Source organism: Citreimonas sp. (assembly GCF_042096055.1).
GTDB lineage: Bacteria > Pseudomonadota > Alphaproteobacteria > Rhodobacterales > Rhodobacteraceae > Citreimonas.
This window is the reverse complement of record NZ_JBELMH010000010.1, coordinates 46,475-57,714: the sequence shown is the minus strand read 5'-3', so window position 1 is coordinate 57,714 and position 11,240 is coordinate 46,475. Positions and strand designations below refer to the sequence as shown.

11 protein-coding genes are annotated in these 11,240 nt (G+C 70.0%); 8 read left to right on the top strand and 3 right to left on the bottom strand.

The genetic code is table 11. The features are described from left to right. From ACFDTC_RS04465 to ACFDTC_RS04445, 5 genes are all read left to right on the top strand, one after another. A partial coding sequence (locus ACFDTC_RS04465) for a glycosyl transferase (RefSeq protein WP_375257671.1) occupies positions 1-787 on the top strand: 787 nt, incomplete at its 5' end. Positions 788-899: 112 nt separating this feature from the next. After that, on the top strand, positions 900-2,165 hold the full coding sequence (fabF, locus tag ACFDTC_RS04460) for a beta-ketoacyl-ACP synthase II (RefSeq protein ID WP_375257670.1): 1,266 nt from the start codon (positions 900-902) through the stop codon (positions 2,163-2,165). Between the two features lie 12 nt (positions 2,166-2,177). Continuing rightward, a complete protein-coding gene (gene mltG, locus ACFDTC_RS04455; protein WP_375257669.1) occupies positions 2,178-3,332 on the top strand; it encodes an endolytic transglycosylase MltG in 1,155 nt (384 codons plus the stop codon). A 109-nt stretch (positions 3,333-3,441) separates the two neighbouring features. Further along, a complete protein-coding gene (cysS, locus tag ACFDTC_RS04450; protein ID WP_375257668.1) occupies positions 3,442-4,896 on the top strand; it encodes a cysteine--tRNA ligase in 1,455 nt (484 codons plus the stop codon). 44 nt (positions 4,897-4,940) lie between these two features. Next, complete coding sequence (locus ACFDTC_RS04445; RefSeq protein WP_375257667.1) at positions 4,941-5,696, top strand: squalene/phytoene synthase family protein; 756 nt, start codon at positions 4,941-4,943, stop codon at positions 5,694-5,696. A gap of 7 nt (positions 5,697-5,703) precedes the next feature. On the opposite strand, the gene ACFDTC_RS04440 is transcribed toward ACFDTC_RS04445, so the two are convergent. Further along, the gene (locus ACFDTC_RS04440; protein ID WP_375257666.1) at positions 5,704-6,915 is read right to left on the bottom strand and encodes an MFS transporter; all 1,212 of its coding nucleotides are present in this window, start codon (positions 6,913-6,915) and stop codon (positions 5,704-5,706) included. A gap of 141 nt (positions 6,916-7,056) precedes the next feature. On the opposite strand from ACFDTC_RS04440, the gene ACFDTC_RS04435 reads away from it, so the two are divergent. The 3 genes from ACFDTC_RS04435 (at position 7,057) to ACFDTC_RS04425 (ending at position 9,181) form a co-directional block, all read left to right on the top strand. After that, entirely contained in the window at positions 7,057-7,737 is a 681-nt protein-coding gene (locus ACFDTC_RS04435; protein WP_375257665.1) for a DNA-3-methyladenine glycosylase family protein, read from the top strand. Beyond that, on the top strand, positions 7,734-8,399 hold the full coding sequence (locus ACFDTC_RS04430) for an alpha/beta hydrolase (RefSeq protein ID WP_375257664.1): 666 nt from the start codon (positions 7,734-7,736) through the stop codon (positions 8,397-8,399). Before ACFDTC_RS04435 ends, ACFDTC_RS04430 begins: the two co-directional genes overlap by 4 nt. Before the next feature lie 197 nt (positions 8,400-8,596). Further along, the gene (locus ACFDTC_RS04425) at positions 8,597-9,181 is read left to right on the top strand and encodes an HNH endonuclease (protein WP_375257663.1); all 585 of its coding nucleotides are present in this window, start codon (positions 8,597-8,599) and stop codon (positions 9,179-9,181) included. A gap of 90 nt (positions 9,182-9,271) precedes the next feature. Here ACFDTC_RS04425 and ACFDTC_RS04420 read toward each other — a convergent pair whose 3' ends face one another. Both ACFDTC_RS04420 and ACFDTC_RS04415 read right to left on the bottom strand, forming a co-directional pair. After that, positions 9,272-9,835 carry a polymer-forming cytoskeletal protein gene (locus ACFDTC_RS04420; protein WP_375257662.1) on the bottom strand — a complete coding sequence of 188 codons (564 nt, stop codon included), beginning with the start codon at positions 9,833-9,835 and terminating at the stop codon, positions 9,272-9,274. Continuing rightward, positions 9,825-11,138, bottom strand: coding sequence for a DUF5930 domain-containing protein (locus tag ACFDTC_RS04415; protein ID WP_375257661.1), 1,314 nt, complete (start codon positions 11,136-11,138; stop codon positions 9,825-9,827). The genes ACFDTC_RS04420 and ACFDTC_RS04415 overlap by 11 nt, the downstream gene beginning before the upstream one ends. Positions 11,139-11,240 lie beyond the last annotated feature (102 nt).

Here is an 11,240-nt window from a genome sequence, read left to right as displayed (position 1 = left end):
CAACATCATGTGCATCAAGTGGGGCACCGCCTTCGGCCCCGAATACGTCAACCGGCTCTATTCCGGCGTGCGGCGCAACATGGAGCGCCCAATCCGCTTCCTGTGCATGACCGAGCACGCCGAGGGCCTGCATCCCGACATCGAGATCCTGCCGCTGCCGGTCGAGCCTTTCGCCGAGCCGATGGCCCGCGCGCTGGCGGTCGCCAACCGGCAAGGCGCCATGCGCAAGGTCTCGCTGTTCCGCCCCGGCCTCGTGCCCGATCTCGAGGGGCCGGTGCTGGGATTCGACCTCGACGTGGTGATCACTGGCGGGCTGGACAAAATCCACGACCTCGCCCCCGGCACGGTCGCCATGCGCCACGACTGGACCGAGGCGCGCAAGGGCCGGCCCACCGGGCACGGCTCGGTCTTTCGGTTCGACCCGGCGCGGCACGGCTTCCTCTACGACGGCCTCGCCGAAAACGCGTATGCCGAGGTCGAGGCCGCGCGCGGCTCCGAGCAGCGCTACACCTCGCACAAGGCGATGGACCGCGGCGTCTTCACCTACATCCCCGGCGAGTGGGTCGTGTCGTTCAAGTACGACTGCAACCCGTTCCCGATGAATTACCTGCGCCCGCCGCGCCTGCCGTCCGACGCGCGCGTGGTTTGTTTCCACGGCCGGCCCAAGATGCCGCAGGCGGTCGAGGGCTATACCGGGTCGCTCATCCGCCGCTCGAAACCCTGCGACTGGCTGCGCGACCACTGGATCGACCGCGCCCGCGCGGACCTCGGCCCCGACTGGGCCTGAGCCCGCCGCGACCGGTGGCGGATCGCCGCGCGGCGGCCGCACCGGTGCCCTTGCCCCGTCCCCGGCAGTCGCGCTAAGAGCGAGCGGACAAAGTTGAGGGAAGGGCAGAGCGATGGATAAACGGCGCGTCGTGGTGACCGGTCTTGGGCTCGTGACTCCTCTGGCCTGCGGGGTCGAGGAAAGCTGGAGCCGCATCCTGGACGGCAAGTCCGGGGCCGGCACCATCACCAAGTTCGACGCCAGCCATCTGGCCACCACCTATGCCTGCGAGGTGCCCTACGGCGACGGGTCGGACGGTACGTTCAACCCCGAGGACTGGATGGACAAGAAGGAGCGGCGCAAGGTCGACGAGTTCATCCTGTTCGGCATCGCGGCCGCGGAACAGGCCGTGCGCGACGCCGGCTGGACCCCCGAGGACGAGGAATCCCGCGAGCGCACCGGCGTGATGCTGGGCTCGGGCATCGGCGGTCTGAACTCGATCGCTGAGACCGCTCTGCTGATCCGCGACAAGGGCCCGCGCCGCGTCTCGCCGTTCTTCATCCCCGGCGCGCTGATCAACCTGATCTCGGGCAACGTGTCGATCCGCTACGGCTTCAAGGGGCCGAACCACTCGGTCGTCACCGCGTGTTCCACCGGCGCACACGCCATCGGCGACGCCGCGCGGCTGATCAAGTACGGCGACGCCGACGTGATGATCGCCGGCGGCGCCGAGGCCGCGATCTCCGAGATCGGCATCGCCGGCTTCAACGCCTGCAAGGCGCTGTCGACCAAGCGCGGCAACGCGCCCGAAACCGCCAGCCGGCCGTACGACGCGGACCGCGACGGCTTCGTCATGGGTGAGGGCGCGGGCGTTCTGGTGCTCGAGGAATACGAACACGCCAAGGCGCGCGGCGCGAAGATCTACGCCGAGGTCTGCGGCTACGGCCTGTCGGGCGACGCCTACCACATCACCGCCCCGTCCGAGACCGGCGACGGCGCCGAGCGCGCCATGCGCGCCGCGATCCGCGACGCCGGCATCCAGCCCGGCGACATCGACTACATCAACGCGCACGGCACCTCGACCATGGCCGACACGATCGAGCTGGCGGCGGTGGAACGCATGCTGGGCGACGCGGCCGGCAAGGCCACGATGTCGTCGACCAAGTCTGCCACCGGGCACCTGCTGGGCGCCGCCGGCGCGATCGAGGCGGTGTTCTCGATCCTCGCCATCCGCGACCAGGTGGCGCCGCCGACGATCAACCTCGACAATCCGGCGGTCGAGACCAAGCTCGACCTCGCGCCGAACGCCAAGCGCGAGCGCGAGGTGCGCTACGCGCTCTCCAACAGCTTCGGCTTCGGCGGCACCAATGCCAGCGTGCTCTTCGGGCAGGCCGGCTGAAAGGCGTAAACCATGTGGCGGCACATCGCGTCCAACGCGCTCACGTTCCTGGTGGTCGCGGTCTTCCTGGCCGGCGGCGCGCTGATCTGGGCGCAGAACGAATATTCGGTTCCCGGCCCGCTGGCCGAGGCGATCTGCCTTGAGGTGCCGCGCGGCACCAACATCAGCCGCGTCTCGCAGGACCTGGGCGAGCAGGGCGCAATCAGCCACCCGGTGCTGTTGCGGCTGGGCGCCGACTATGCAGACAAGACCGACCAGCTGAAGGCCGGCAGCTACCTCGTCCCCGAGGGTGCGTCGATGCGCGAGATCGTCGATATCGTCACCCGCGGCGGTGCGTCGACCTGCGGGACCGAGGTGATCTATCGCATCGGCATCGCCAATGCGACCGTCGTGGTGCGCGAGCTTGACCCCGCCACCGGCCGCTACGAGGAACGCGCCGAGTTCGACCCCGCCGAGGGCGAGGCGCCCGAGGCCTATGCGCAGGTCAAGGAACAGACCGACACGCGCTACCGCGTCGCGCTGGCCGAGGGCGTGACCAGCTGGCAGGTGGTGCAGGAGCTGGGCCAGATCGACGTGATGACCGGCGATGTCGAGGTCCCGGCCGAGGGCAGCCTCGCCCCCGACAGCTACGAGATCGCGCCGGGCGCCGACCGCGCCGAGCTGATCGGCCGCATGCAGGCCGCGCAAGAGGCGATCCTGGCCGAGGCCTGGGCCAACCGCGCCGACGGCCTGCCGATCGAGACGCCCGAAGAGGCGCTGATCCTCGCCTCGATCATCGAGAAGGAAACCGCCGTCCCCGAAGAACGCCCCCGCGTCGCCAGCGTCTTCACCAACCGGCTCGAGGACGGCATCCGCCTGCAGACCGACCCGACGGTGATCTACGGCGTGACGAACGGGCAGGGCGTGCTGGGCCGCGGCCTGCGCCGGTCGGAACTGGACGCCGAGACACCCTACAACACCTACCGCATCGACGGGCTGCCGCCGACGCCGATCGCCAATCCCGGCCGCGCCTCGATCGAGGCGGCGGTGAACCCGGCCGAGACCAACGACCTCTACTTCGTGGCGCGCACGCTCGACCCCGCCGACGGGCACGTCTTCGCGGCCACGCTGGACGAGCACAACGAGAACGTCGCCGCCTACCGCCGGCTCGAACGCGCGTCGCAATAGACGCCGCCCGCCGCCGGCCCGTCCGGCGGCGGCTCCGCGCCGCGCGGTGGTTCCCTTGGCCCTGCGAACTTGCTAAGCCCGCCGCGACCGCCGCGAAGGACTGGCCCGCATGAACACGCCCCCTATCCAGCTCACGAACTCGAAGACCCGGCGGAAAGAGCCCTTCACGCCGATCGATCCGACGAACGTGCGGATGTATGTCTGCGGCCCCACGGTCTACGACCGCGCGCACCTGGGCAACGCGCGCCCGGCCATCGTCTTCGACGTGCTGGCACGGCTGCTACGCCACGTCTACGGGCGCGACCACGTCACCTACGTGCGCAACTTCACCGACGTCGACGACAAGATCAACGCCCGCGCCGCCGCCGAGAAGCGCCCCATCGCCGAGATCACCGAAGAGACCACCCGCTGGTATCTCGAGGACATGGCCGCCATCGGCGTGGCCGAGCCCGACCACATGCCGCGCGCGACCGCCTACATCGCGCAGATGGTCGAGATGATCGGCGTGCTGATCGACAAGGGCCACGCCTACGCCGCCGAGGGACACGTGCTGTTCCGCGTCGACAGCTGGCGCGAGGGCTACGGCAAGCTTTCCGGCCGGACGGTCGACGACATGATCGCCGGCGCACGCGTCGAGGTCGCGCCCTACAAGGAAAACCCGATGGACTTCGTGCTGTGGAAGCCGTCGGACGACGCGACACCCGGCTGGGACAGCCCCTGGGGCCGCGGCCGGCCCGGCTGGCACATCGAATGCTCGGCCATGGCCAAGGCGCTGCTGGGCGACACGTTCGACATCCACGGCGGCGGCAACGACCTGATGTTCCCGCACCACGAGAACGAGATCGCGCAAAGCTGCTGCGCCAACGACACCGCGTCGATGGCCAACGTCTGGCTGCACAACGAGATGCTGCAGGTCGAGGGCAAGAAGATGTCCAAGTCGCTGGGCAACTTCTTCACCGTCCGCGACCTGCTGGACGGGCACGGCCCGGGCGGTCAGCGCGTCCCGGGCGAGGTCATCCGCTTCGTCATGCTGTCCACGCACTACCGCAAGCCGATGGACTGGACCGAGGAGAAGGCCCGAGAGGCCGAAAGGGAACTGCGCACGTGGCGTGACTTGGCCAATCCTGCCGACCAGACCGGCACGCCCGCCGCCGAAGTCTTGGCCGCTCTGCGCGACGACCTTAACACCCCGCAGGCGATCACCGAACTGCGCCGGATGGCGCGGTCCCTGAAGAACACTCAGGCTGATGACGTTGCCGCCGTGACCGTGAACGACTTCGCGGCCTCGGCCCGGATGCTCGGTCTTCTGGAGGACAACGCGACGATGGGCGCATGGGTCTTCGATGGCGCCGTCGAACGCGACGCCGCCGCCCTGATGCTCGAGGAATTCCAGACCGAACTGGCCGATGCGCGCGAGACCGCGAAGCAGACCAAGGATTTTTCTACCGTGGACCGGATGAAGGCCATGCTCGTCGACGCCGGCGTCGAGGTGCGCATGTCCAAGGACGGCGTCGAGCTCATCCCCGGCCCGGATTTCGATCCCGCCAGGCTGGAGACTCTCTGATCGCCCGCGCAGCCAGCCCCGACCCGTTCTCCGACGACGACCTGGTGGCCTGCGCCGCGCTGGTCGAGCGTGGCGACCCCGACCGGTTCGCCGCCACGATGGCCGCCCCGGTGCCGGTGCGCGCCGTACTCTTCCCGCTCTACGCCTTTAACGTCGAGGTCTCCCGTGCGCCGTGGGTGACGGCCGAGCCGATGATCGCCGAGATGCGCCTGCAATGGTGGCGCGACGTGCTGGACGAGATCGCCGAAGGGCAGGGCGTGCGCCGGCACGAGGTCGCCACACCCCTGTCGCGCGTGCTCGACGCGGACGCCGCGCGCCGGCTCGACGCGCTGATCGAGGCGCGGCGCTGGGACATCAGCCCGCAGGCGCATGAGGACGACGCGGCGCTCGACGCCTATCTTGACGCCACGGGCGGCACGCTGCTGCGCGTCGCGGCCCACGCCCTGGGCGACACCGACGGCCGCGCGGCGCAGGCGCTGGGGCGCGCGGCAGGCCTGGCCGCTTACCTGCGCGCGGTGCCCGACCTGCAGGCCAGGAACCGCATCCCGCTGGTCGACGGCCGACCCGAGGGCATCGTGGCGCTGGCCCGGCGCGGCCTGTCGTGGCTCGACGAGGCGCGTGCCGCGCGTCATGCCGTGCCGCGTCTTGCCCGGCCGGCGCTGACCGCCGGCTGGCTGGCCGGCCCGGTGCTGAAACGCGCGATCGACAACCCCGCGCACGTGGCCGAGGGCACCCTGCGCCCGTCCGAGGTCCGCGTGCGCGTGCGCCTCGCCTGGGTGGCCGCGACCGGCCGGTTCTAGGGAAGCCTCAGGCTGTGCGTTCCTCGCGCGGGCGCAGCGCCAGCCAGATCAGCGATCCGCCCGCCAGCGCCAGCAGCGGCAGCATCGCCAGGTTCACCGCCACCCAGCCCTGCTCCGCCGACCCGCCCGAGCAGTTCATCAGCCCGCCTGAGGCCAGTGACGCCACCGTCACGCCGCCGAAGACGATCAGGTCGTTCAGCCCCTGCATGCGGCCGCGTTCGTGCGGGGCATGGGCGCCCGCCAGCATCGTGGTCGCGCCGATGAAGCCGAAGTTCCAGCCCAGCCCCAGCAGCACCAGCGCCACGAAGAAGTTCTCGAGTGCCACGCCCGACAGCGCCACCACCCCGGCGCCCGCCAGGATCAGCATGCCGAGGCCCACGATCCGCTCGACCCCGAAGCGCGCGATCAGGTGCCCGGTGAAGAACGACGGCGCGAACATCGCCAGCACGTGCGCGGTGACCACGTCGGCCGCGTCGCCGGTCTGGTAGCCGCAGCCGACCACCGCCAGCGGGGTCGAAGTCATCACCAGGTTCATCAGCGCGTAGGACACCATCGCGCAGATCACCGCCACCGCGATGCGCGGCGTCGCCAGCAGCTCGCGCCGCGACCGCCCCGTGGGCGCGTCATGCGCCGGCACCGGCGGCTTGGGGATGTCGAGGAAGATGAACAGCAGCGCGCCCACCAGGTTCACGCCGATCACCGCCGCGTAGGTCCCGAGGAACGGGATCACGTAGGCATCCGCCGTCAGTTTGACCAGCTGCGGGCCGATGATGGCCGAGGCCAGCCCGCCCGCCAGCACGTAGGAGATCGCCTTCGGCCGGAACGACTCGTCCGCGGTGTCGGCGGCGGCGAAGCGGTAGAAGCCCTGCGCGCTCATGTAGATGCCGGTCATGAAGCTGCCCAGCAGGAAGATCGGGAACGACGCCAGGTACAGCCCCACCGCGCCCACGGCGCCCCCCAGCGCGCCGCCCAAGGCGCCCACGAAGAAGCCCGCCCGCCGGCCGAAGCGCTGCATGAACCACGACAGCGGCGTCGCCGACAGCATCGAGCCCAGCACGATCAGCGAGATCGGCAGCGTCGCGAAGCACACGTTGCTGGCCAGCGACTGGCCGGCCAGCCCGCCGATGGTGAAGATCATCGGCATCTGCGCGCCCAGAAGGGCCTGCGCCGCCACAAGGACGATGACGTTGCGCTGCGCGCGGGGAAGGACTGTGCTCATGCCCATTTGCTAGGCGGCGTCGCGGGGCAGGGCAAGGGGCAAAGCGGCGCGGTTTCGCGGGCCGGATCGGCGGCGCGGGGACACGGGCGGTTTCGCCGGGCGCCCATCGCCACTAGGTTGGCTACAACCCGGAGGTGCGCCATGACCCGACCGCCCATGATCGACCAGCCGCTCGCGACGGCCAATCCTTCGCTGACGGAACGCCTGATCCAGACCGATGCCTGCATCGCCGAGGGCTGCGAATGGCTCGCGCGGGCCGAGCCGCGCTTTGCCCGCGCGCTCGACCTGACCGGCACGATCCCGCTGCGCCGCCGGCCCGACGGGTTCGACCAGCTGCTGCAGGCGATCGTCTCGCAGCAGGTCTCGGTCGCCTCGGCCCGCGCGATCTGGGGCCGGCTGGAAGCCGCCGGCATGACCACGCCCGAGGCGATCCTGTCGACGGACATCGAGGGCCTGCGCGCGCTGGGTCTGTCGCGCCAGAAGGCGACCTACGCGCAGGCGCTGGCGGGCGCCGGCATCGACTTCGACGCGCTGCGCCATGCGCCGACCGAGGACGTGGTCGCCACGCTGACGGCGGTGAAGGGCATCGGCGTCTGGACGGCCGAGATCTACGCGATGTTCAGCCTGGGCCGCGCCGACGTGTTCGCGCCGGGCGACCTGGCGCTGCAGGAAAGCGCACGGCTGCTCTTCGACCTCGACGAGCGCCCGAAGGAACGCGCTTTCCGCGAGATGGCAGAGCCCTGGCGCCCCTGGCGGGCGGTTGCGGCGCGCGCGCTCTGGGCCTACTACCACGTGGCCAAGCAAAGGGAGGGCATCGCGTGACCCGCGTTCTGCAAACCGGCCGGAAGGAGCCCGCCTCGGGCGAGACGCGATCCTGCGTCGTGTTCCTGCACGGCTACGGCGCCAACGGCGCCGACCTGCTGGGCCTCGCCGACCCGCTGGCCGAACACCTGCCCGACACGCTGTTCGTGGCCCCCGACGCGCCCGAGACCTGCGCCGGCTCTCCCATGGGCTTCCAGTGGTTCCCGATCCCGTGGATCGACGGCTCCTCGGAAGAGGAGGCGATGGCCGGCATGGCCCGCGCGGTCGCCGACCTCGACGCCTTCCTCGACGCGCTGATGGTCGACGAGGACCTGATGCCCGAACAGGTGGCGCTGGTGGGGTTCTCCCAAGGCACCATGATGGCCCTTCACGTCGCCCCCCGCCGCGAGGACAATCTCGCCGGCATCGTCGGGTTCTCGGGCCGGCTTCTGGCGCCGGAACTGCTGACCGACGAGGTGGTCAGCCGTCCGCCCGTGCTGCTGGTGCACGGCGACGAGGACGACGTCGTCCCGCCGCAATCGCTGCCCGAGGCCGCCGAGGCGCTGCAGAAGGCCGGCTGGAAAGAGGTCTACGCCCACGTCATGAAGGGCACCGCCCACGGCATCGCGCCGGACGGCCTGTCGGTCGCGCTGGCCTTCCTGCGCGACAAGTGCGGTTTCTGAGCCGCGGGCCCTTCCCGGCGCCCGGATGCGCCGCGCCCGTCATGCCCATGTCACAGGCAGTGGGTATCCCGGCCACGGACACTCTATCTAGCGGGGCTTGCCAGGTTCCATGCGCGAGATATAGTGATCCTAGCTGGGGCGGGGTGTCCCGCTCTGGTGCTTGAACAAAGCAGACAGGGCGGAGGCCGAGTCCCGGCATGGAGCGCGATTTCAGAACCACCTTCACCCGGTCCGCCGGGGCGCTGAGGCACCACCCGGCACTCGTGCTCAACGCCGATTATCGGCCGCTGTCCTACTACCCGCTGTCGCTGTGGCCGTGGCAGGACGCGATCAAGGCCGCCTTCCTCGACCGCGTCGACATCGTCGCCGAGTACGACGAGGTGGTCCGAAGCCCCACCATGACGCTGCGAATACCCAGCGTCGTCGTGCTGAAAGACTACGTCCAACCCAGGAAGCGCGTGGCCTTCACGCGCTTCAATCTTTTTCTGAGGGACGAATTCCTCTGCCAGTATTGCGGCGACCGGGGCGAGCTGACCTTCGACCACGTGGTGCCGCGCGCCAGCGGCGGCCGCACCAGCTGGGAGAACGTCGTCGCCGCCTGCGCGCCGTGCAACCTGCGCAAGGGCTCGAAGAGCCTGACGCGCGCGGGCATGTCCCTGCGCAAGCCGCCGCGCCGCCCCGGCGCGCAGGAGCTGCTGAACCTCGGCCGCAAGTTCCCGCCAAACCACCTGCACGAAAGCTGGATGGACTTCCTCTACTGGGATGCCGAACTGCAGGAATGACCGGGGCCGCGCCGCGCGCGAACCGTGCCGCCCACGAAAAAGGGCGCCGCGGAAACCCGTGGCGCCCCTGAAATCTGTCTGAAGCGAAACTCAGCCGTTGTTGCCGGCGGTCTCGGTGCGCTGCGCGGGCTTCTGCGCCGCGGCCTGCTGCGGCGTGGCCGCCGGGGCGGCCGCCGGCTGGCCGCCGGCCTGCTGCGGACGCGCCTTGTTGCCGTTCAGCGGATCGTCCTGGCGCTGGACCGAACCCTCGAAATGGGCGCCGCTCTCGATCGCGATGGTCTTGTGGATGATGTCGCCCTCGACCCGCGCGGTGGCGGTCAGGCGGACCTTGAGGCCGCGCACGCGGCCGACGATCCGGCCGTTCACCACCACGTCGTCGGCGATGACCTCGCCCTTGATCGTGGCCGACTCGCCGATGGTCAGAAGGTGGGCGCGGATGTCGCCCTCGATCGTGCCCTCGACCTGGATGTCGCCGGTCGTCTTGATGTTGCCCGTGATGTGCAGATCGCTCGACAGCACCGACGCCGGGGGTTTCGCCTTGGGCGCGGCGGGCTTGTAGTCCTGCGCCGCCGGGCTGGGCGATGCCGGCGCGGCCGGCTTGGCGGCGTCGTCGGACCGCGGGCCGGGCTCGTTGATCTTGCTCTTAGAAAACATCGTTCGCAGCCTTGATGTAGATCATGGGATTGACGGGCTCGCCACCGACGCGGACCTCGTAGTGCAGGTGGGTACCGGTGGACCGTCCGGTATTCCCCATATCAGCAATCCGCTCGCCGCGCGAGACCCTATCGCCCACGTTCACGTGCAGTTTGGAATTGTGGGCATAGCGCGTCTCGATGCCGAACTCGTGCTGGATCTTGACCAGGCGGCCATAGCCCGACTGCCAGCCCGCGAAGGTCACCACGCCGTCGGCTGTGGCGTGGATCGGCGTGCCGTGGGGCCCGGCGAAATCCGCGCCGTTGTGCATCCGGCCCCAGCGCCGGCCGAAGCCGCTGGTGAAGCGCACGGCGGTGGTGGTGGGGGCCGCGAAGGGCGCCTTCTCGGCGGCGATGCGGTAGAGGTTCAGCCGGTCCATCTGGCCCAGCAGCCGGTTGGCGCGCGCGGTGTCGTCCGACAGCGCGCCGCGGGTCGACAGGCTGAGCGGCGTCAGCGGGCCGCCCTGGCCGGAATAGCTCTGGCGCACCTGGTTGATGATGCGGTCGGGGTCCATGCCGGCCTGCTCGAACATCTTGTCGAGCGGCTTCACGGACACGGTCATCGCCTCTTCGAGCTGGCTGAAGATGCGGTCGTTCTCTTCCTCCATCTGCTCGATGGCGGCTTCCATCTCGGCGGCGCGGACCAGCGCGGCCTGCGCGTCGACGACGATCTGGTCGCGCTCCTCGGCGGTCTTCGACAGCGCCTCGACCAGGATGTCCAGAGTGCCGGTCTCGGTCGACGCGCCCGACTGGGCCAGCGCGACCTCGCCGGTCTCGATCTCGGCTTCGAGCGCGGCCAGGCGGTGGCCGAGGGATTCGCGGGCGGTGACGGCGTCGCGTAGCGTGGCCTGGATCACCTCTATCCCGGTCTCCAGCTCCATCCGGCGGGCTTCGGAATCCAGCAGTTCGCTCTGCATCGCCGAGATCTGCTTCAGCGCGGTGTTGAAGCGGTCCTGCGCGGCGTTCGCCTCGGCGGCGCGGGCGTCGCGTTCGTCGGACAGGGCGTTGAGGCGTTGTTCGTAGGTGGTCTGCTCGCGCGCGGCCTGGTCACGGATGCTGCCGGCGCCGATGCTGTCCATCAGCAGGATCGCCGTCGCGACGGCCGTCCAGCCGACGAAGGCGGTGGTGCCGGCCAGTGCGGCCAGCTGGGTGCCCGACCTCAGTCGGATGAACCGTGTCTCGGAGTCGCTGCGCAGGAACAGCCGTCTTTCGGGGAAATAGCGCGCCAAAAGCGCGTGTGTTCTGATCGCCAGACGTGTTCTCACCTCAGCGTCCCTTATCCTGTCCCAATCCCGGCCTGTGGCTCCCCCGAACCCGGGCCTTGCGAAGGGCGTAGCCAGAAGATGATTAATTCGCAATAAATTTAG